Annotated in this window: 18 protein-coding genes; 17 read left to right on the top strand and 1 reads right to left on the bottom strand. The window is 37.0% G+C overall.

The window, feature by feature from the left end; genetic code table 11:
• Window positions 1-19: 19 nt before the first annotated feature.
• Window positions 20-364, bottom strand: a complete 345-nt coding sequence (locus KQI94_RS01645; protein ID WP_002357660.1) for a metal-sulfur cluster assembly factor — start codon at window positions 362-364, stop codon at window positions 20-22.
• A 275-nt stretch (window positions 365-639) separates the two neighbouring features.
• Between KQI94_RS01645 and KQI94_RS01640 the strand changes: the two genes are divergently transcribed.
• The 17 genes from KQI94_RS01640 (at window position 640) to KQI94_RS01560 (ending at window position 23264) form a co-directional block, all read left to right on the top strand.
• A complete protein-coding gene (locus KQI94_RS01640; protein WP_002369434.1) occupies window positions 640-1704 on the top strand; it encodes a dipeptide epimerase in 1065 nt (354 codons plus the stop codon).
• A 16-nt stretch (window positions 1705-1720) separates the two neighbouring features.
• A complete protein-coding gene (locus KQI94_RS01635) occupies window positions 1721-3097 on the top strand; it encodes a transglutaminase domain-containing protein (RefSeq protein ID WP_002369433.1) in 1377 nt (458 codons plus the stop codon).
• 17 nt (window positions 3098-3114) lie between these two features.
• The gene (locus KQI94_RS01630; protein ID WP_216454306.1) at window positions 3115-4767 is read left to right on the top strand and encodes a peptide ABC transporter substrate-binding protein; all 1653 of its coding nucleotides are present in this window, start codon (window positions 3115-3117) and stop codon (window positions 4765-4767) included.
• A gap of 681 nt (window positions 4768-5448) precedes the next feature.
• On the top strand, window positions 5449-6282 hold the full coding sequence (locus KQI94_RS01625; RefSeq protein ID WP_002369432.1) for a PRD domain-containing protein: 834 nt from the start codon (window positions 5449-5451) through the stop codon (window positions 6280-6282).
• A 36-nt stretch (window positions 6283-6318) separates the two neighbouring features.
• Window positions 6319-8316, top strand: coding sequence for an N-acetylglucosamine-specific PTS transporter subunit IIBC (gene nagE / locus KQI94_RS01620; RefSeq protein WP_002369431.1), 1998 nt, complete (start codon window positions 6319-6321; stop codon window positions 8314-8316).
• 240 nt (window positions 8317-8556) lie between these two features.
• Entirely contained in the window at window positions 8557-10038 is a 1482-nt protein-coding gene (locus KQI94_RS01615) for a PRD domain-containing protein (RefSeq protein WP_002369430.1), read from the top strand.
• Window positions 10028-10480 carry a PTS sugar transporter subunit IIA gene (locus tag KQI94_RS01610; protein WP_002390615.1) on the top strand — a complete coding sequence of 151 codons (453 nt, stop codon included), beginning with the start codon at window positions 10028-10030 and terminating at the stop codon, window positions 10478-10480. Before KQI94_RS01615 ends, KQI94_RS01610 begins: the two co-directional genes overlap by 11 nt.
• Window positions 10480-10797, top strand: a complete 318-nt coding sequence (locus KQI94_RS01605; protein ID WP_002357651.1) for a PTS fructose transporter subunit IIB — start codon at window positions 10480-10482, stop codon at window positions 10795-10797. Before KQI94_RS01610 ends, KQI94_RS01605 begins: the two co-directional genes overlap by 1 nt.
• A 19-nt stretch (window positions 10798-10816) precedes the next feature.
• Window positions 10817-11266: a fructose PTS transporter subunit IIA gene (locus tag KQI94_RS01600; protein ID WP_002369427.1), complete on the top strand. Its 450-nt coding sequence runs from the start codon at window positions 10817-10819 to the stop codon at window positions 11264-11266.
• 109 nt (window positions 11267-11375) lie between these two features.
• Window positions 11376-12476 carry a PTS fructose transporter subunit IIC gene (locus KQI94_RS01595; protein WP_002369426.1) on the top strand — a complete coding sequence of 367 codons (1101 nt, stop codon included), beginning with the start codon at window positions 11376-11378 and terminating at the stop codon, window positions 12474-12476.
• A 137-nt stretch (window positions 12477-12613) separates the two neighbouring features.
• Window positions 12614-13303, top strand: coding sequence for a D-allulose 6-phosphate 3-epimerase (alsE, locus tag KQI94_RS01590; protein ID WP_002369425.1), 690 nt, complete (start codon window positions 12614-12616; stop codon window positions 13301-13303).
• 290 nt (window positions 13304-13593) lie between these two features.
• On the top strand, window positions 13594-14211 hold the full coding sequence (locus KQI94_RS01585; protein WP_002357646.1) for a lysozyme family protein: 618 nt from the start codon (window positions 13594-13596) through the stop codon (window positions 14209-14211).
• A gap of 128 nt (window positions 14212-14339) precedes the next feature.
• A complete protein-coding gene (locus tag KQI94_RS01580; protein ID WP_002369424.1) occupies window positions 14340-16676 on the top strand; it encodes a cation-translocating P-type ATPase in 2337 nt (778 codons plus the stop codon).
• Window positions 16677-16992: 316 nt separating this feature from the next.
• Window positions 16993-18879, top strand: coding sequence for a DNA primase (dnaG, locus tag KQI94_RS01575; protein WP_002369423.1), 1887 nt, complete (start codon window positions 16993-16995; stop codon window positions 18877-18879).
• Between the two features lie 108 nt (window positions 18880-18987).
• Window positions 18988-20094: an RNA polymerase sigma factor RpoD gene (gene rpoD / locus KQI94_RS01570; protein WP_002360364.1), complete on the top strand. Its 1107-nt coding sequence runs from the start codon at window positions 18988-18990 to the stop codon at window positions 20092-20094.
• Window positions 20095-20245: 151 nt separating this feature from the next.
• Window positions 20246-22309, top strand: coding sequence for a cell division site-positioning protein MapZ family protein (locus tag KQI94_RS01565; protein ID WP_002369422.1), 2064 nt, complete (start codon window positions 20246-20248; stop codon window positions 22307-22309).
• A 73-nt stretch (window positions 22310-22382) separates the two neighbouring features.
• Window positions 22383-23264, top strand: a complete 882-nt coding sequence (locus tag KQI94_RS01560; RefSeq protein WP_002361792.1) for a S1-like domain-containing RNA-binding protein — start codon at window positions 22383-22385, stop codon at window positions 23262-23264.
• The last annotated feature ends 19 nt before the right edge of the window (window positions 23265-23283 follow it).

Raw genomic sequence — 23283 nt, 5'->3', positions numbered from 1 at the left:
ATCATTAGTCTCGAAATAACTAGCGAATACCCAAAGCAATTCGTGCGTAACGGCTCATTTTATCCGTTGTCCAAGCAGGATACCAGACTAATTTTACTTCGATATTATTCACTTCAGGAATATCTTTTAAAACACCATGGATTTGTTCTGTTAAAACATCTGCTAACGGACAACCCATTGTGGTTAAGGTCATTTTGATGACAGTATCACCAGTTTCTTCTGCAAATTCAACTTCATAAATTAGTCCTAAATTAACAATATCGATGCCTAATTCAGGGTCAATCACTGTTTCTAATGCAGTTAAAATATCTTCTTTAATTGCTTCAACTTCTTCGGTTGAACGTTGTTGAGGTTGTTCACTCATTCGTCTTCTACTCCTTTGCAAGTTGCCTCTTTACTATCATACCTTTTTTAAGAATGTTTGTAAATGAGAAGTATCTCACATGTCATGGAATTTACTGATTTATTAAAAAAGCTCATAAAATTAGAAATTCATTTTATTTTAATTGAAATCTCATTATTTTGTTGACATTAGAAAACAATGAGTTTAGAATGATCGATAACAATCTAAATTTAATTTTTGGATATTTTTAAAAAACTGAATTTTCAGTCAATTGGAAATATCAAAGGGAGGATTTTATGAAAATTAAGCAGGTACATGTTAGGGCATCGAAAATTAAACTGAAAGAAACATTTACGATCGCTTTGGGGACGATAGAATCAGCGGATAGTGCAATTGTGGAAATTGAAACAGAAGAGGGATTAGTTGGATATGGAGAAGGAGGGCCAGGCATTTTTATTACCGGTGAAACGTTGGCTGGCACGATTGAAACGATCGAATTATTTGGCCAAGCAATCATTGGCTTAAACCCCTTTAATATTGAGAAAATTCATGAAGTGATGGATAAAATATCTGCTTTCGCTCCAGCGGCAAAAGCAGCAATCGATATTGCTTGTTATGATTTGATGGGTCAGAAAGCTCAACTGCCTCTTTATCAATTGTTAGGCGGCTATGATAACCAAGTAATAACGGATATTACACTAGGTATTGATGAACCAAATGTGATGGCACAAAAAGCCGTCGAAAAAGTCAAACTAGGTTTTGATACATTAAAAATTAAAGTCGGAACAGGAATTGAAGCTGATATATCAAGAGTAAAAGCGATTCGTGAAGCAGTTGGCTTTGATATCAAGCTCCGCTTAGATGCGAATCAGGCTTGGACGCCCAAAGATGCAGTTAAAGCGATTCAAGAATTAGCAGATTATCAAATTGAATTAGTGGAACAGCCAGTTAAAAGACGCGATTTAGAAGGTCTAAAATACGTTACTTCACAAGTTAATACGACAATTATGGCTGATGAAAGCTGTTTTGATGCTCAAGATGCGTTGGAATTAGTTAAAAAAGGCACAGTCGATGTTATCAATATAAAATTAATGAAGTGTGGCGGCATTCATGAAGCGCTGAAAATTAATCAGATTTGTGAAACAGCAGGCATCGAATGCATGATTGGTTGCATGGCGGAAGAAACAACCATTGGCATCACGGCTGCTGCCCATTTAGCTGCTGCTCAAAAGAATATCACACGAGCAGATTTAGATGCGACATTCGGTTTAGAAACTGCGCCCGTAACTGGGGGCGTATCCTTAGAAGCAAAACCATTATTGGAATTAGGAGAAGCAGCTGGATTAGGCATTTCTCATTAAAAAAGGAGTAAAGCAAATGAAGTATGATTTAAAGTATCTTAGTGTCCCTTTGCCTGAGGAAATTCAAAGGGTGAAAGAATTTGGCGATTTTGCAAGTGCGGATATTGCCATTGATTTTTGGTTGACAAAAGAACTTCCGCAGGCATTAAAAGAACGTTTGATAATTGAAAAAGATGTCATTAAAATGATGCGTATGAATGAGTATCCTCATAGCTTTGCAAAAGCTGATCAAATGATGAGAGATACTTTTCAGGATTATCAAACAGAGGAATTAATTCGTTTAAAAGAAACGGGATTAGTGGACTGGGTTTATATTGACGGTGAACCGTATTTCCAACTTCGATTTTTGGCCAATTTAATTAAAACAAATGCGGCATATGTTGCACGTTTACGGGAAGCAGAAAGCAATCAATTAGAAATTCTCCGCAAAAAAGAACTAAAAGAGAACATCGAACAAATGCAAAAAAACGGTGGTAGAAAAGTGAGAACAACAATTAAAGCCACCATTCAGGTGAAAAAAGAATTTGAGCGTCCAGGTGAGCGTGTTCGTGTCCATTTGCCGCTGCCCAAAGCGTGTCAACAACAATCAGAAATTGAAATCCTAGCTACGTCACCTGAAGCAACCTATATTGCGGCAGAAGATGCGCCTCAACGAACACTGTGTTTTGAAACAATCTTAAAAGAAAATCAAACGTTTACAGTTGAATATTGTTATGTTAATCGGATGGTTTACCAACAGTTAGAAGAAAATAACGTAGACAAAATGCAACCAAGCTTTGATTTAGAGGAACAGTTACCGCATATTCGATTCACGCCTTATTTAAGAAATTTAGCAGATGAGATTGTGGGCGATGAAAGTAATCCCTTAAAAAAGGCACGCTTGATTTATGACTTTGTGACGACAAAGATTCATTATTCTTTCATGCGTGAATATTTTACAATTTCCAATATTTCAGAGTATGCTGCAACTAATTTAAAAGGTGACTGCGGCGTGCAAGCGATTTTGTTTATCACGCTTTGTCGGATTGCAGGGATACCAGCCAAATGGCAATCGGGATTATATGTTTCTACACATTATACAGGCTGTCATGATTGGGCACAATTTTATATAGAACCGTACGGCTGGCTCTTTGCGGATTTGTCTTTTGGCGGAGGTGCTTACCGAGACGGGGATAGACAGCGGTGGAATCATTATTTCGGCAATTTAGATGTTTTTAGAATGGTCGCAAATAGTGAGATCCAGGCAGACTTTCAGCCGTCAAAAATGCAATTGCGTGCAGACCCAATTGACAACCAGCGGGGAGAATTTGAGTACGAAAATGAGGGCTTGCCCTACGCATGCTTGATAGTTTCGCAAGAACGGCTTTCCATGGAAGAGTTGCCATTTGATTGACACATAGGGGGAATAGTATGAAAAAGTTAAAAATGATGGGGATTATGTTATTTGTTAGTACGGTCTTGGTAGGTTGTGGCACAACAGCAGAAACAAAAATAGACGAGAAAGCAACTGAGAAAACCAGTGTCTCGAAAAAAGTTTTAAATTTAATGGAGAACTCGGAAATCGGTTCAATGGATTCTATTTTTACACAAGATGAAGCCAGTATTAACGCACAGTCCAATGTCTTTGAAGGGTTATATCAATTGGATGAAAAAGATCAACTAATACCAGCTGCCGCTAAAGAGATGCCTGAAATTTCTGAAGATGGCAAACGATATACCATTAAACTAAGAGAAGATGGTAAGTGGTCCAATGGTGATGCTGTAACAGCCAATGATTTCGTTTTTGCTTGGCGTAAATTAGCGAATCCCAAAAACCAAGCCAATTACTTTTTCTTGTTAGAAGGAACGATTCTGAACGGAACAGCTATTACAAAAGAGGAAAAAGCACCAGAGGAATTGGGTGTCAAAGCGCTTGATGATTATACTTTGGAGGTTACTTTGGAAAAGCCTGTACCGTATTTTACGTCGTTATTGGCATTTTCTCCATTTTTCCCACAAAACGAAGCATTCGTGAAAGAAAAAGGGCAAGCCTATGGCACTTCTAGTGAAATGATTGTATCTAATGGTCCATTTTTAATGAAAAATTGGGATCAGTCAGCGATGTCGTGGGATTTTGTGCGTAACCCCGACTATTACGATAAAGAAAAAGTAAAATCAGAAACGATTCATTTTGAAGTTCTTAAAGAAACCAATACCGTTTATAATTTGTACGAATCAGGTGAATTAGATGTGGCTGTCTTAACAGGAGATTTTGCTAAACAAAATCGAGACAACCCAGACTATGAAGCAATCGAACGGTCAAAAGTATATTCCTTACGTTTAAACCAAAAAAGAAACGAAAAACCATCCATTTTTGCAAATGAGAATGTCCGCAAAGCTTTAGCTTATGCTTTGGATAAAAAAAGTTTAGTCGATAATATTTTAGCAGATGGTTCAAAAGAAATTTATGGGTACATTCCAGAAAAATTTGTATATAACCCAGAAACGAATGAAGATTTTCGTCAAGAAGCAGGCGCCCTTGTCAAAACAGACGCCAAAAAACCCAAAGAGTATTTAGATAAAGCAAAAGCAGAGCTAAACGGAGATGTAGCCATTGAACTTCTTTCAAGAGATGGTGATAGTGACCGAAAAGTTGCTGAATTTATCCAAGGTCAGTTACAAGAAACGTTGCCAGGTCTCACTATTAATGTCAAAACAGTTCCTTTAAATAATGCGATTGAATTAATGAGAAAAGGAGATTATGAATTGTCTGTTGGCATGTGGGGACCCGATTATCAGGATCCAATGACTTTTTTAGAAAGCTCAGTTAGTGGTAACCGTATGAACTATTCTAGCCCAACGTTTGATCAACTAATTGAAGAAGCAACAACTAAATACGCAAATGATCCTGAAACTCGTTGGCAAACATTAATTAAAGCTGAAAAAGTATTGGTGGAAGAAGATGCCGCTTTAATTCCTTTATACCAAGAGGCCCGTAGTCAGCTTGTACGACCAGGTGTCAAAGGCATTCAGTATCATAACTTCGGTGCAACGAGCACATATAAGTATGCCTATAAAGAATAAATTAGTGAACGAGCGTGGGACAAAAATCACTTTGGATTTTTGCTCCACGCTCAAAAACTGATAAACGGCGGGAACAGAAGCAACACTACGCGTTGCTCCGATCTCAACAACTTCTAAGGTGTTTTATCGACATGCGTCTCGTCACAGTACAGCCTTCAAAAGAGCTACAGCTCTAAGAGTTGCGATGTTTCACTGTGAAGCATGAACAGATGAAATCATCGTACCTACTTGGTCTCCCAAAATTAAAGAACACCGGGTAGGTATCATGCAACATCAACTCGTTCCTCGTTGTGTTTTATGACAATTTTCGGAAATTCCTTCTTATTGCTGAGAAACACTATTTGCAAAGCAAATAGATGTTGAACAGTACCTATTTGGTTCTCGGAGTTAAACACTTCTGTCCTGACCTCTTCCCGATAAGAGCTTCTTTTTTATTAATAGTCAACAATTAATAAAAAAATAATTGAAAAAGGTTGACAAAAATAATGATACTCGTTAGAATAAGCACTGTTAACAAATGAATAGCGTTTTCATGTGACTAGATAATACTAGGCATGGAAGAATTTCGTAATATAATGTGGTGTACAATGGTTACGCAACATGTTTAACGGGATTGTTCTATGCTTTTTTTGTTGTTTTCACTGAAAATGTTAGAATTACTTCTGCAGAAGAGGGTCATTTATGAAAATTAAAAAGGTGCTAAATCAAAATGCTGTACTTGTTCTTGACGAAGGACAGGAGAAAGTAGCTGTCGGTAAAGGCGTCGGGTTTAATAAGACTAAAAATGATGTCTTATCTCGACAATTGGTGGAGCGGATGTTTGTGATGGAGCCAGAAGGACTGAAAAAACTTCAAGTACTGCTATCACAAATTGAAGACAAATACTTTTTAGCGAGTGAAGAAATTATCCAACATGCTGAAACGGTATTGGGTGAAAAGTTGAATGAACATATTAATATTGGGTTGAGTGATCACATTGCTTTTGCAGCTGAAAATATTCAAAATAATATTATTGTTCGGAACAAGCTTTTAAGTGAAATTGAGATTTTATATAGTGAAGAATTTGCTATTGCTCAATGGGCTGTAGAATATTTAACACAAACCTTAGAGATTCCATTTAGTTATGATGAAGCGGGGTATATTGTAATTCATATCCATAGTGCTCGCAGCGGGCGTACTGATAATAGTAAAAGTATCCGTGAAGTTACAATCGTTTCTGAAATTATTCATTTAATCGAGCAGGAATTGGCTATTGATATTCATGATGATAAAAATAGTCTCAGTTATTCACGTTTGGTGAATCATTTACGTTTGTTTATTCATCGCTTCCAACAAAATCAATATGCTGTTTTAGATGAAGAAATTTTGGAAGTCGTAAAGAAAAAGTATGCTGAAAGCTATGAAATCTCAAAAAAAGTACAAGTCTTATTAATGAGAAATTTTCATTATCAAGTACCAAATGAAGAACTTGGTTATTTATCGATTCACATTGAACGATTAAGAATGACCAAATAATAAAAATTAAATAGTTTATGTGAGGAGTTACGTATAATGAAAGCGTATATGCAAAGAATGGGACGTTCGTTAATGTTACCAGTTGCTGTATTACCGGCGGCTTCTTTATTAGTCGGTATTGCTAACTGGATCGTGGGAACAATCGGCGCTAGTCCAGCCACAACTTTTCTAATGAATGGTGGTTTGGCTATCTTAAACAACTTAGCATTATTATTTGCGGTTGGTTTAGCGTTAGGAATGTCAAAAGATAAAGATGGATCGGCAGCATTAGCTGGTTTAGTCGCTTATTTAGTACCAAAAACTGTTTTAGCGCCTGCTTCTATCCAAGCCATTAAAGGCTTCAAGGATATTGCTGAAGTAAACCCAGCCTTCAACAGCATGGACAACAATGTCTTTGTCGGGATTGTCGCTGGTTTAGTTGCCGCGGCAATGTATAATCGTTTCTCTGGTGTGAAATTGCCAATGGCTTTATCATTCTTTAGTGGAAAACGTTTAGTTCCTATTATGTCAGCTATTTCGATGTTAGCAATCTCAGCTGTCTTATTCTTCTTCTGGCCAGTTGTTTATAACGGATTAGTTGCTTTTGGTAAAGGAATCTCTAGCTTAGGTTTCGTAGGAGCTGGCTTGTATGGTTTCTTTAACCGACTATTAATTCCAACAGGCTTACACCATGCTTTGAATTCTGTTTTCTGGTTTGATGTTGCTGGTATCAATGATATTGGGAACTTTTTAGCTGGTCAACAAGCGTTAGATACTGGTAAAGCAATTGTAGGACAAACGGGTATGTATCAAGCTGGTTTCTTCCCAGTAATGATGTTTGGTTTACCAGCAGGCGCTTTTGCTATTTATCAATGTGCACGTCCTGAGAAGAAAAAAGTTACAGCTTCATTAATGTTAGCTGCTGGTTTTGCGGCTTTCTTTACAGGCGTAACTGAACCTTTAGAATTCTCATTTATGTTCGTTGCTTGGCCTTTATATGTTTTACATGCAGTCTTTACAGGTATTTCTTTAGCATTCGCTGCGTTTATGCATTGGACAGCTGGCTTTGCCTTCAGTGCAGGTTTTGTAGACTTCTTCTTAAGTTTAAAAAACCCAGTCGCGAATCATCCAATGATGTTGGTGGTTCAAGGACTTGTCTTTGCAGCAATTTACTACTTCGGTTTCCGTTTTGCAATCACTAAGTTTAACTTAATGACACCAGGACGTGAAGAAGGCGATGGCGAAGAAACGCCAGATGTTGCAGAAGGCGACAACAAATTTGCTTCTCTAGCTCGTCGTATTTATGATGGTTTAGGCGCTGATGCTAATGTAACTTCTATTGATAACTGTACAACTCGTTTACGCTTAACAGTGAAAGATACAGGCAAAGTGGATCAAGCAAAAATTAAAGCAACTGGGGTTCCAGGTGTGAAAGTCATTGATGACACCAATATCCAAGTGATCGTTGGTACGGAAGTACAATTTGTTGCTGACGAAATGCAACGATTATATAACCACCAAGCGCCAGCAACACCAGTCAAAGAAACACCTGTTTCTCAACCAGTTGTTGAAGAAAAAGCACCAGTTTCAACGAAAGAAACTGAATTATATTCTGTAGCGAATGGGAAAGTTATTCCTATTTCTGAAGTACCAGATGATGTTTTCTCAGCAAAAATGATGGGTGACGGTTTTGCTGTCGTACCAACAGACGGCGAAGTTTCAACACCCGTTGCTGGTAAAATTACTAGCATTTTCCCAACAAAACATGCGTTAGGTATCCAAACAGATTCAGGCATTGAAGTATTATTACACATGGGTCTAGATACTGTTGAGTTACAAGGTGGACCATTTACATTACATGTTGAAGAAGGCCAAGTTGTAAAACAAGGCGATAAAATTGCAACCATTGATTTAGCCGCATTAGAACAAGCTGGCAAAAAATCAGATTTAATTGTTGTTTTCACAAATCAAGATATCGTTGCTCAATACGATTTACAAAAAGCAGGTCAAACGACTTCAATAAATGATGTAATCGGGAATGTTACCGTAAAATAAAAGTAAAAAAGGGCTAGCCGCAAGGCAGCCCTTTTTTTGTATTCTTTGAAAGTATTAGTGTCTGTAGAGCCAGTAATAAAAATCGCTTGCTCTACAGGTTTTTATTTATAAATAGCCTTAGAAAGTTTCGCATAATTGAACACTTTAACTACTCACAAAAATGGCCAATGTAACGGACAAAAAACAAGGAAGCGTTTTCTTTTATATGGATTATAATAAATATATCAAGGAGGGGTTGCTATGAGTTCGAAAAAAGAACGTGGACAAAAATTGTTGTTACTTCTCTCAAAAAAACAAGATTATATGACTGCAGAAGAATTGGCAAACTGCCTAAGTACTTCTCCTAAGACAGTTTATCGTTTGATAAAAACAATTAACGATGAATTTTCAGAAGGTTCACTCATATTATCTGAGAAAGGACGAGGATATAAGCTAGACTATGAACGATTTATGGAACAGAATCGACATTTAGCCGAAAAAGAAAGTGATTTTTCGCCAAGGGAAAGACGCAATCGAATTCTGGAGGAATTGTTGTTAGCTTCTCCACAAGCTAAAAATGTTTATGAATTATTTGCAAGATATTATGTTGGCGATTCTGTGATATTTAGCGATGAACAACAATTATCCGAAGATTTAAAGAAATATGATTTAACACTCAAACGGAAAAATCGAACGTTGGCAATTATCGGTGAGGAAAGAGCTATCAGGAAAGCCATTTCCGATAGAATACAACTGTTGAACATTATCGATATTGAGGACCTTCGAAACAACAAAGCATTAAATTTTAATAATTATGATGTCCTTTTTACGTTAGATCAAGTCAGGAACATTGAAAAGAAACTGGATATTACTATTCCACATCCATATAACGTAAACATCTTTTCACATCTTTATATCTTAATTAGTCGTTCACGAAAAGTAGCTATTTCTGAAAAATACCAATTATCTAACGAAGAAGAACAAGAATTAACAAAGGACTTAGTACTCAAAAAGGTCGCGCAAACAACGATTCAACAGATTGAAACTTATTTAAATAAGAGACTGCCTAACGTTGAAATTTATTACTTATATCAATATTTGGTTTCTTCTAGGATGCAAGGTTCATTTAGTAAAGTAACTAATTTTTCTTTCAAAGTAATGCAAATTACTCAATTTTATTTAGAGGAAATGAGTGCACAACTAAAAATTTTAACTGATAATGATCAGCTACTTCTTGAATTGGCTAGTCATATAAAACCAATGATAAATCGTCTTGAAAACGGCATACATGTTAAGAATAGTTTATTGGATCAAATAAAAATGACGTATGAAACAATTTTCAGAAAAATTGTGCAAGTTTCTAAGCAAGTAAGTAAAAACTATCAACTACCGGCTATAAACGAAGACGAGAATGGGTTTATTACATTGTATTTTGCGCGAATGATTGAAACCAATCAGTTACCTATTCGTACTTTGATTATGTGTACCACTGGAATTGGCACTTCAGAACTATTGAGAGTAAAAGTTGAAAAGAAATTCCCTGAATTACAAATTGTTGAAATTATTGCCACACGAAATATAAGGAAATCATTAAAAGATTATTCTGATATTGAATTGATTCTTACAACGATTCATTTACAGGAAAAGGTCCCCATTAAATCATTGTTGGTAAGTGCCATGTTTACAATGGATGATCAGTATCGATTACAAAGAAAAGTTGAGGAAATCTATCATGAACGTTAATCCTTTATACCAAGTTTTCCTAAACCAAGAACTTCTTTCAAAACAGCAAGTATATCAATTCATTGCAGAAACAGCAGCACCTTTGTTAACGCCCGAAGAAAAAAAGCAGATGGAGGAATCTTTGGTAAATCGTGAGAAGATGGGAAGTAATCAGATTGCAGAGCAAGTTGTCTTGCCACATTTAGAGAATGCACTCTTGAAAAAAAGTGAAATATATCTGATTGGCTTAAAAACAGAAATCCAAGCATGGACGGCAGACATTAAGCAAGTGAAATTAATTATTGTCATCTTACTAAAAGAAAATGAACGGTTAAAAGTAAAAAAAGAAATCAGTCGATTTACTAGAAAATTAGCAAATGAAGACTTCTTAGAAAAGTTGTTGCGTTTAAAAACAGAAACAGATTTTTATAAAATTATAGAAAAATTTGAGGAGGAAAAATAATGAAGATAGTCGGCGTAGCAGCCTGCACAGTAGGAATTGCTCACACATATATCGCACAAGAAAAATTGGAGAACGCTGCAAAAAAAGCAGGAGTTGAGATTCATGTAGAAACACAAGGGACCATTGGGATTGAAAACAAACTAACGGATGAACAAATTAAGGAAGCGGACATTGTTATATTAGCCATTGATGTAAAAATTTCTGGAAGAGAGCGTTTTGATGGGAAACGAATCATTCAAGTACCTACAGAAGTTGCTGTAAAATCACCCACTAAACTAATTGAAAAAGCAGAAGAAGTTATGACACAAGAAAAGTAACCTTCTAGGAGGAATTGTAATGGAAGTAAAGGATATCATTGACTTAAAAACCGTTAAAACGAATATGAATGTAAATACAAAAGAGGAAGCGTTAAAAGAATTAGCCAATCTTTTGCTTGAAAATGGCAATATTTCAGATGAAAAAGGCTTTATAAAAGATATCTATGTTAGAGAGGCGGAAGGCCAAACAGGCATCGGAAACTATCTAGCCATTCCACATGGCAAAAGTGCGTATGTAAAAAAAATAGGCGTGGCCATTGGTATTAATGGTACAGAAATTCCTTGGGAATCTTTAGATGATAATGGCGTAAAAGGAATCATTCTTTTTGCTGTGGGTAATGATCATAAAGAAACAACTAGCCATCTTAAACTATTATCATTGTTTGCCAGAAAACTCGGAAATGATGAAGTAGTGAGAGAATTCCTTCAATCAAAATCGCCAGAGGATGTAGTAAAGGCATTCTCTTAATGAAATTACTAAGACAGCATATTGTGGATATTTTCTACAGAAGAATCCACAACAGTAATTTTTTTAAATAGAAAATAAAATGAAAAGAACAATGTTTAGGAGGATAAAAATGAAAAAACTAAAAGAGTTAAATCTTAAAGGTCATTTATTAACAGCAATCTCATATTTAATTCCAATTGTCTGTGGTGCTGGCTTTTTAATTGCAATTGGTATGGGGTTTGGCGGCTCAAGTCAAGGAACCTTGGTACCAGGTGAATTTTCGCTTTGGGATGCTTTAGCTACTATGGGTGGCGCTGGCTTAGGCTTACTTCCGGTTGTTATATCTACTGGCATTTCTTTTTCAATCGCCGGTAAACCTGGAATTGCTCCAGGCTTTATTATTGGTTTAACTGCGAATGCAGTTGGTGCCGGCTTTATTGGTGGTATTTTAGGTGGTTACTTGGCAGGATATCTTGTATTAGCTATTTTAAAATATGTGAAATTACCAAACTGGGCGAGAGGGTTAATGCCAACATTAATTATTCCATTTTTAACCTCAATTACTGGTGGATTAATCATGGTATATATTATCGGGACCCCAATAACGGCATTTACTTCATTATTAACGAACTTTTTAGATAGCTTAGGTAACTCGTCATTATTAATTTTTGGTGGTGTAATTGGTTTATTAAGTGGTATAGACTATGGCGGACCCATTAACAAAACTGTTTTTGCCTTTGTTTTGACAATGCAAGCGGAAGGACTTAATGGACCAATTACAGCATTGCAATTAGTAAATACAGCAACGCCAATAGGCTTTGGATTAGCTTTCTTCTTTGCTAAATTATTTAGAAAAAATATTTATACAAAACTAGAAGTTGAAACGTTAAAGTCTGCCGTACCAATGGGCGTGATTAACATTGTTGAAGGTGTTATTCCTTTAGTTATGAATGATATTGTCCGAGGAGTCATTGCTACAGCGATTGGTGGCTTCGTGGGTGGCGCAACAACAATGATCTTAGGGGCAGATGCGACAGTTCCATTTGGCGGTGTTTTAATGATTCCAACAATGAGTAAACCGCTGGCTGGCATTATTGCAATTGTTGTAAACGCTGTGGTTACCGGTTTAGTTTTAGCTATTATTAAGAAAGATGTAACTGAGAAAGATATGGAAGCGTTAGTAGAAAAAGAAGAAGAGGAGATAAACTTGGAAGATATTCAGATTTTCTAAACAAAATGAAAAAGCGCAACAAAATTAATGCAATTTATATTGCCTGTCAGAGATGTGTCAACGTCTGAATATAACGAGTTAGAAAAATTTTCAAAAACATCAACCAAATAATCAGATAGAAAGAGTTGAAAATTAGAATGAACAAAGTTGAATTTTCTCCGTCACTAATGACGATGGATTTGGACAAGTTTAAACAACAAATCACCTTTTTGAATGATCATGTTGCTTCGTATCACATAGACATTATGGATGGTCACTATGTGCCAAACATTACATTATCTCCGTGGTTTATTGAGGAGTTAAGAAAAATTTCGAAGCTCCCAGTATCTGCCCATTTAATGGTTACGAATCCAAGCTTTTGGGTACAACAACTAGTAGATATCAAATGTGAATGGATTTGTATGCATGCAGAGGTTTTAGATGGTCTAGCATTTCGCTTAATTGACCAAATTCACAATGCTAATCTTAAAGCAGGGATCGTCCTTAATCCCGAAACGCCTATTGAATCAATCTTTCCATATATTGAATTGTTGGATAAAATCACAATCATGACCGTTGATCCAGGCTTTGCTGGCCAGCGATTTATTGAAGGAACACTTGATAAAATTGTTGCTCTTCGTAATTTACGTGAAGAAAAAGGGTATCGTTATGTAATTGAAATGGACGGCTCATCGAATAGAAATTCATTTAAGCGAATTGATGCTGCAGGACCTGATATTTATATTGTTGGTAGAAGCGGATTGTTTGGATTGAATGAAGATATTGAAAAAGCTTGGAGAATGATGAGTAGAGACTATGAAGAAATGACTGGGAAAAAAATTCCATAAAACATTTGACTGTTTGTTAAAAGAATAGATAAGTTGTATAAAGTCAAGCCTAGAAAAGAATTTTGTTCATTCTTATCTGGGCTTTTTTGATGCAATAAATAAGCGCCAATAGAACAAAATTACTTGTTATTCTATTCTAGGTGAAAACGTTCAATCTTGCGAAGTTACGGTTTGTTCACAAAAAAGTTACTTTTATTAAATAAAACTAAAGAAGTAACAAAAACTTCGCTTTTTTCAGTTATTTCAAGTAACATAGAACGTATCTTAAAAGAAAAAGTTTGGATGATTCGATGCGTAGAGTAAGAAAAATAATTTATAAAATCATGCTACTTTTGTTTGTTGGTTTAGTTGCTGGTCTTGGCTATCTTGGCTATAAAATACATCAAAATGTTGAAACGGTAATGACCTTTGAAAAACAAGTAGAAGCAGAAGTCAAAAAAAATAAAATACCTGAATACAAAACATTAGCTTTAGCGATTATCTATACAGAATCTAAAGGGAAATCTGGCGATATTATGCAGAGCAGTGAAAGTGTTTATGGACAACAAGAAGTGATTGAAACACCAGAGGAAAGCATCGCACATGGCGTCAAATTTCTCGCGGAAGCGTTAGCGAAAGCAAAAGAAGCTGGCTGTGATGAATGGACAGGCGTACAAGCATATAATTATGGACTGGATTATATTCAGTTTGTTAAAGAACGCGGCGGGAAACACACGACAGAGTTAGCAGAAGAATATTCAAGAGAAGTCCTTTCGCCGTTGCTAGGGAATGACCAAAATACGAAATATCGTTATTATCGTTGGCAAGCGTTAGTTTACAATGGTGGTTACCTTTATCAAAATGGTGGCAATATGTTCTATGCGGAAATTGTCAAAATGAATCGTTGGTTTATTGAAAAGTTAAATTAAAACGAGAAAAGTCTAAAGAATTCTTTCAACTTACAGGAATTTTTTAGGCTTTTCTTGCAGTTTCATGAAAATGCAAGTAAACTAGAAGAGATGTAACTGATTAATTGAAAAGGTAGGGAAAGAGCTGGATGTTGAATAAAGTCGACCTGAAAAAAGGGTTAAGTACAGAAGAAGTTGCCAAGCAGAAAGAGTTAGGCCTTCAAAATAATTATGAGGAAAATGTAGCAAAATCTACAAAAGATATTATTTTTGATAACGTCATGACGTTATTCAACTTTTTAAACTTTGCAATCGCTGTTTGTTTACTATTTGTCGGAGCGTATTCCAATCTGGCTTTCTTAGCGATTATTATTGTGAACATGTCAATCGGGATTTTCCAAGAAATTCATGCCCGTAATTTAGTTCAAAAATTATCTATTGTGGCAAAAGAAAATGTTCATGTTGTTCGAAATGGCGTACAACAAGAAATTGATACAAAAGAACTAGTTATGGAAGATATTGTTATTATCTCTGCAGGGGAACAAGTTCCTTCTGATATGGAAGTTATTGACGGTAAAGTCGAAGCGAATGAAGCGTTGTTAACAGGTGAATCAGATTTAATTGAAAAGGAAATCGGCGATACCTTGCTTTCTGGAAGTTTCATTGTTAGCGGACAAGCCTATGCCCGTGTTATCCACGTTGGTGCCGAAAACTATGCTGTGAAAATCACCCAAGAAGCCAAAGTGCATAAACCAATTCAATCAGAGTTAGTCAATTCGATTCGTAAAGTCTCTAAATTTACAAGTTGGGTGATTATTCCTCTAGGGATTATTTTATTTGTTGAAGCTTTTTGGTTAAGAGATGCTGGCATTAAAACATCTGTTGTTGCTTCTGCAGCTGCTTTGTTAGGGATGTTACCAAAAGGATTAGTACTATTAATTAGTATTGCGCTGACAACAGGTGTCATTAAGTTAGCCAAAAAACGTATTCTAGTACAAGATATGTACTCAATTGAAACATTGGCCCATGTGGACACTTTGTGTTTAGATAAAACTGGAACGATTACAGAAGGTAAAATGAAAGTGCAAAAGGCGATTATCTTGCATGACAAATATGAAGAACTTTTCCCGCAGATTATCGGAAGCTACCTATCTGAAAGTACGGATAATAATATTACAATGCAAGCAATTCGTGATCATTATGAAGTATCCAATCGATTTGGCGCAAAAGAAGTCTTGGCTTTTTCTTCTGAACGAAAATGGGGAGCTATTGAATTTCCAGAAATTGGGACAGTTTATTTAGGGGCTCCTGAGCGTTTGGTAGACGATAGTCGGTTGCCAGAAGCTGTCTTTACAGCACAAGAGAATGGGTATCGCGTCTTGATGTTAGCCATTGCGGAACAACAACCGTTAAACGAAACCAAAATGCCTTATTTAGAGCCATTAGCAATTCTAGAAATTGATGATCCAATTCGCCAAAATGCCAAAGAAACACTGGCTTATCTAAAAGAAGAAGGAATCGACTTAAAAGTAATTTCTGGTGATAATCCGGTGACTGTTTCAAATATTGCTCGTCGTGCTGGGCTACCCAGTTATGAGTCTTATATTGATTTGTCGACCAAAACGACAGAAGCAGAAGTGCGTGAAGCGGTTCAGCAATACACGGTGTTCGGACGTGTATCGCCTCAGCAAAAACGAACCATTGTACGTGAGTTGAAAGACACAGAGCATGTGGTGGCGATGACCGGCGATGGCGTCAATGATGTTTTAGCGTTACGAGAAGCGGATTGTAGTATCGCCATGGCAGAAGGAGATGGCGCTACTCGGCAAATTTCTAATCTAGTTTTGCTAGATTCTGATTTTACAACGTTACCAGATGTCTTGTTTGAAGGACGACGTGTGGTAAATAATGTAACCCGAGTTTCCAGCGTTTTCTTCATTAAAACGATTTATTCGTTTATTCTCTCAATCATTTGTGCCTTAACAGCCATTGCGTTCCCGTTCATTCCGATTCAAGTGACCTTGATTGATTTAGCAATTGAAGGATATCCAGCCTTCTTCTTATCTTTCGAAGGGGACAAGCGAAAAGTTGTCGGGAAGTTTTTACCAACGGCTTTGAAAAATGCGTCTGTTAATGCGCTTTTAGTTGTAGCGAATATCATTGCTGTTTATCTAATTGGACAAAATCAAGGATTTTCTTCTTTAGACACCACGACGTTAATGTATTATTTATTAGTTGGAATTAGCTGTATGGCTGTTGTTCGAGCATGTCTGCCTTTAAATCCATTACGCATTTTCTTGGTTTTCAGTACCATTATTGGTATTTATGTAGCAGCTATGTTATTCCACAACATTTTAGAAATTGGTTTCTTAACTTCGCAAACAATGGGTCTCTTCTTTATTATGATGGCCATTAATATTGTGGTGCGTGTAGCAATTGGTTTCGTACAAATGAAACGTGCTGGAAAAACAATTAAAGATTTATAAAAAACAGAGGTTGAGCTAAAAGTATTCGTCTCCAGAAATGCAGTTCTTCTTTAAATCTTGAAGGAAGTCGGAGCAAGCTTGATGTTTAACTGATTATTTTAAGAGTTAGTGTCTGGGGCAGGAGTCAGGATGACTTTTGTCCTAGATACTTTCTTTTTTTGTTGAGTTGAAACAAGATACTTGAAAAACAGAGATTATGTGATACAATAAATCATGTGTAAATGTGTCCATTGGAATTCGCACTGAAATGACAGTGCGTTTTTTAAACGGTCAATCACATGAGTTAGCACAATGCTATTCTTAGGAGGTGAGGACAATGGCACAACGCATTCCTCAGGAAGTCATTGAGGAAGTTCGTCACCGAACGAATATAGTAGATATTATTGGGCAGTATGTCCAGTTAAAAAAATCCGGTAAAAATTATATGGGTTTATGTCCGTTTCACGAAGAACGTTCCCCTTCATTTTCAGTAGCAGAAGACAAACAAATTTTTCACTGTTTTGGCTGCGGGAAAGGTGGAACTGTTTTTAATTTCTTGCAAGAAATTGAAGGCATTAGTTTTCCAGAATCCGTGAAACGTGTTGCAGATTTGGAACATTTATCTGTGGACTTTGATTGGTCAGAGCCGCGTGAAGTAGCGGATACCCCAGAAAACCAACAAAGACGGAGTTTGTTACAACTGCATAGTAAAGCCGCAGAACTTTACCATCATATTTTAGTGAATACTAAAATTGGCGAACCCGCATTAAACTATTTATTAGAGCGGGGGTTAACACAAGAACTAATTGAGACCTTTCAAATTGGATTTGCGCCGCAAAAACGTGATTTCTTAAGTCAAGTTTTTAAAAATGAACAACTGGATGAAGCGCTTTTTGAGCCTTCGGGGCTGTTTGTCCAAAGAGATAACGGTACGTTTTTGGATCGTTTCTATCAACGAATCATGTTTCCAATTAATGATCCCCAAGGCAATGTCATCGCCTTTTCTGGTCGCTTGTTAAAAACAGCTGATTTTCCAGGGGATGAGATGCCTAAATACTTGAATAGTCCTGAAACAACACTTTTTAATAAGCGAGAAACGCTGTTTAACTTTGATAAAGCCAGAAAAGAAATTCGTAAAGAAAATACAGTCTTGCTTTTTGAAGGATTCATGGATGTTATCGCTGCTTGGCAATCAGGCGTAAAAAGCGGGGTGGCTTCAATGGGGACTAGTTTGACCAATGAACAAATTCGGCGTTTGGAACGGGTCGCTAAGGAAGTAGTTATTTGTTACGATGGCGATAATGCCGGTGTTCAAGCCACAAACCGTGCGATTCAATTATTGCAAGAAAACAGTCATTTTGACTTGAGTATTGTCAGCATCCCTGAAAAGCTGGATCCTGATGAATATGTGCGGAAATATGGCGCAGAAGCTTTTCAAAATTTAGCCAATCATGGCCGAGAAACAGTTTTTAGTTTTAAAATGAACTATCATCGGTTAACTAGAAACATGAATAACGAAAAAGAACAATTGGATTATGTGAACGAATTGTTACGGGAGTTAACCAATGTTCAATCTCCCTTGGAACGTGATCGTTATTTAAACCAAATTGCTCAGGAATTTCAACTTTCTGTTCATAGTTTAGAAGAACAATTCAATCAATTGAAGCAAGCGCAACGTTCAGTCCAACGGCAAGAAAGGCAACAATTTTATCAAGATGAAATGATGCCACCACCAATGGAAGAGCCTGTTTTTGAAGAGAATCACGTCCAGAACAAGTTACCGTTAACACAAGTTCAAAAAGCAGAACGTTCCTTATTATTTCGTTTAATGAATGAACAAGGAGTACGGCAAACCATTCAACAATTGCCAGATTTTTCATTCGCTCATGATGAATACCAAGAATTATATTTCTTGCTAGAAAGTTATGCGACACTGCATCAAAGTTTCGACATTGCCGATTTTATTAATTTCTTGCAAGATAATCAAACCAAACAATTAGCAATTGAAATTGCGTATCAGAATTTATCGGAAGAAAGCTCTGAGCGAGAAGTTGCCGATTTATTACATGTAATTGCCTTATCAAGTATTGCAGAGGCAATTGAGCAGAAAAAGATTCAACAGCAAGAAGCAAAACGAGTGGGCAACCAACAGCTTGAAGCCGAATTAACAATGGAGATTATCCAATTGGCTCGACAGCTTAAAGCTCAACGAACATTTACTTAAGCAATATAATGAATAGAACTAAGCGTTTTGTTCATTTTATTTTGATAAGTCCCAGTGATTTATCAGTTATTTCAAGCGTGAACCGAAAAATGAAGGGGGCCTTCTTTCATGGAAAAAGAAACAAGTAAAAAATATGAAGCTGCAGTGGCAGCATTTATCAAAGAAAACAAGCCTAAAGGAACAGTGGTTTATGATGATCTAGCGAATCAATTAGCCACACCGTATACTTTGGATGCAGAAGCTATGGAAAAATTGATCCAAAAAGTTGAAGATGCTGGTATCAGCGTGGTCGATGAAAATGGAGACCCAAGTGAACATAGCTTGAAAAAAGATGAAAAAGAAGCGGAAAAGGCCCAAGCAGAAGACTTATCTGCGCCAACAGGTGTTAAAATTAATGATCCCGTGCGTATGTACCTAAAAGAAATTGGGCGCGTTCAATTATTAACTGCCGCAGAAGAAGTTGAATTGGCACTTAAAATTGAAGAAGGCGATCAAGAAGCAAAACAACGTTTAGCAGAAGCCAACTTACGTTTGGTTGTTTCAATTGCCAAACGATATGTAGGTCGTGGTATGCAATTCTTGGATTTAATTCAAGAAGGTAATATGGGCTTAATGAAAGCTGTTGAAAAATTTGACTACCGTAAAGGGTTCAAATTCTCTACGTATGCTACTTGGTGGATTCGTCAAGCGATTACGCGGGCAATTGCGGACCAAGCTAGAACAATTCGAATTCCTGTTCACATGGTTGAAACAATCAATAAATTGATTCGGATTCAACGCCAACTATTGCAAGATTTAGGTAGAGAACCAACGCCAGAAGAAATTGGTGCGGAAATGGATTTACCAACAGAAAAAGTTCGTGAAATCCTAAAAATCGCACAAGAGCCAGTCTCTTTAGAAACACCAATTGGTGAAGAAGATGATTCACATTTAGGTGATTTCATTGAAGACCAAGATGCTACCAGTCCTGCTGAACATGCAGCTTACGAATTGTTAAAAGAACAACTAGAAGATGTTCTGGATACTTTAACAGACCGTGAAGAAAATGTTTTACGTTTACGTTTTGGTTTAGATGATGGTCGGACACGTACGCTAGAAGAAGTCGGAAAAGTTTTCGGTGTCACTCGCGAACGTATTCGTCAAATTGAAGCAAAAGCGTTAAGAAAACTAAGACATCCTTCTCGTTCAAAACAATTAAAAGACTTTTTAGAATAAACATACCGTTTAGCGGCTCTTTTCGTGCATGCGAGAAGAGCCGCTTTTGATTTTTAAAAAGTCTCTAAATGTCATTGCTAGTTATTGGAAGAAGGCGCAAGTTGTGGTAAATTAGAAGTAATGGAATATTAGCAGAATGTGAGGCGGAAGAATGACAAAAAAATGTCCGAAGTGCGGGAACGAATTCGATGCAGAATTAACGACCTGCCCAACATGTGGCTATTCACTAACTGACACAACAGTTGATAAAGAAGAAGCGGAAACGACTTCAACAAATATAGATTTTGAAACACAGGAAAATGAACAACACGAAGATCAATTAAATGAGAATATTGAATGGTCTGAGTTAAAAGATATGAGCTTAGGCCATGTGATGGAACTGTTTGGCGAATCACCAGAAGAAGAAAGTAATGATGACAAAAAAGAAGAGTCGACAGAAGATAACTTAATAGTCTCTGATTCAGAGGATGTTTCTGGTCTAGAAACATCGCTTCAAGAAGGGGCTAGTGAGGAGACTCATGATTCGGTGGAGAAGTCGACACCAGCGACAGAAGAGACGCCTACTCATTCAACAGAAGAAAAACTAGCAACGGACGAAGCAGTTAATTTAGAAGAAACAACGGAAGAAACAACTACTGTTGAAGCAGAAACAGCTGAGGTATCTAAGACGGTGAAGTCAGAAGAGGAAGCTTTAACAGAGATTTCAGGAACTGAAGTTATCTCTACTACTTCTGAAGAAGAAATTTTTTCACAACCACCGATAGAAGATCAAGATGTAACACCAAACGAAACTTTGCAAGCTTATATTCAAGCGCATCGAGCAGATACAGAAATGTCTGAAAATCCATCAGAAGAAACAGCAGAGACCCAAGAGTTAGAAAACAGCGGTGAGGCAGTATTAACCCAAGCCGAAACACCAACTGAATCCATTTCAGATTCTGAAGAAGGGTTAACAAGTGCAGCGTCGCTAGAAGCACCGAGCGACGCTGATGCAACCGAGGAAAAAGTTTCAAATTCAGGTGTGATACCACCGATGAATGAAACTGGGAATGCTCAACCAGCGCCTGCTCCGAAGAAACCATCAAAAAAAGTGGCTTTCGTTGCGCTTGCGGTTGTTTTATTAGCTGGAGGTAGTGCTTGGGCGTATCATGATCAAACGCAAAAAGCTGCCGCACAAGAGGCGGCGGCACTAACCAAGAAAACAGATACGCTGAAAGATGAACTAGCAGCCTTTTATACCACGAAGGAGCAAGCTTTTATTAAACCCGATATGGTGACTGTTAGTCCAGAAAAACTCTCAAAACAAGTCGCGGAAATTAAAGATTCAGAAGAGTATTCTCAATTAAATAAACAAATTCAAACATTGAAAGAGAAGCAACAAACCATTCAACAAATCAACCAATTATTTGAGGCGCCGATTGTCAATGGCAATGAGTTGAAACCGGCGATTCTAGCTGCTGATCAACCAATTTCCGTAAAGAAATTAACAGGAAATGATCCATTTAACCAATTGATGAACCAAGCAATCGATCAAGCGAACCAACAATACAACCAATTACAAAAAGCTAAAAAAGCGGTTGAGGTCATTTATAAAGATGGAAAAACTACCAATCAGCTGAATCGAGACACGTATCAAGCTGCTAAGGCAGAAGTAGATAAAGTAACAAGTGATAAGCTGAAAAAAGAACTGGTAAAACAAGTCACGACAGCTGACCAAGCGTTAACCAAGGTTGAAGAAGAACAGAAAAGAATTGCAGAAGAACAAGCTGCCGCAGAGCAAGCAAAACAAGCAGAAGAACAAGCAAAACAAGCTGCTGCCGCGAAAAAAGAGAACGCTAAGAAGGAAGAACCAGCAAAAACAGAAGCGAATGGCTACACGGCGCCGAACAGTGACGGGGTTTACACTAGTCCGCTTTATGCGCCAGATGCTGCTGATATCGCTGATAGTAGCAATCCAGCGTGGACATGGGCACCAGGTGTGAAAGAAAAAGTCTTAGACACAGTGATTGCTCGTGGCTATGTGGTTCCTGGCGGATATTCTTTAGAACCTGCCAAAATTGTGAATGGCGAAGGTTACTACAATCTTTATGCAACAAACAATCAATCAAAATTATTAGAAGGCACTACAGAGAAAAATGTTCACATGTATTTAGTTACAATCAATGCTAAAACAGGTTGGTTCAAAGGGAACGCTTCTCGTAATGCAGGGCAATAAAAGAAAATAGAAACAATCGAACGAAAGCGGAAATCTTTTGTTCGATTGGCTTTCCTTGAGGAGTTAATGATAAATGAGAGAATTACTAGCAACAACATTTACCGGCATTGTGGTCGATGAAAATGAACAATTTTATTTTGTTCAAAAAAATGGTATCACATTCCGTTTAAAAAAAGAAGAAGGTACGCATGCTATAGGGGAGGCTGTAGAAGGCTTTGGTTATTTAAATCAAAAACAAGAGCCAGCACTGACAACTACAATTCCTACTGTGCGCATTGGTAGCTATGGCTTTGGTACTGTCACAGGAACGAGACGTGATTTAGGTGTCTTTGTGGATGTTGGCTTACCAGATAAAGATGTCGTTATTTCGTTGGATGAATTACCAACCATGCGGGAACTTTGGCCTAAAAAAGAAGACCGAGTAATGGTTACTTTAAAAGTGGACAGTAAAGACCGCATTTGGGGCGAATTAGCAGATGAAAAAGTCTTTAAAGCCATGGCAAAACGCGGGAATGCTGAAATGCAAAACCAAAACTTAACCGGGCATGTGTATCGTCTGAAACTTGCAGGAACGTATATTTTAACTGATGATTTATACATTGGATTTATCCATCCTTCTGAACGATTCCAGGAACCACGTTTAGGTGAAAAAGTAGTGGGGCGTGTGATTGGCGTGCGGCCGGACGGCGTATTGAATCTTTCATTAAAACCAAGAAGTCATGAAGTAATCAGCGATGATGCGTTAATGATTCTAACTTTCTTAGAAAGAGCAAACGATCACCAAATTCCTTTCACCGATAAATCAAGCCCTGATGAAATTAAACAAACCTTTGGCATTAGTAAAGCTCAATTTAAACGCGCCTTAGGCCATTTAATGAAACAAAAATTAATTAAACAAGAAGATGGTAAAACAATTCTAATTGGCTCGTTGGAACAATCAAAAGAAAAAAATTAAGGTAGCTAATTGAGAATAT

Origin of the sequence: Enterococcus sp. S183_ASV_20, from assembly GCF_018919685.1 — a bacterium.
In the GTDB taxonomy this organism is placed as follows: domain Bacteria; phylum Bacillota; class Bacilli; order Lactobacillales; family Enterococcaceae; genus Enterococcus; species Enterococcus faecalis.
Note: the sequence above shows the minus strand (reverse complement) of the source record. Positions and strands in the feature narration are given on the sequence as shown.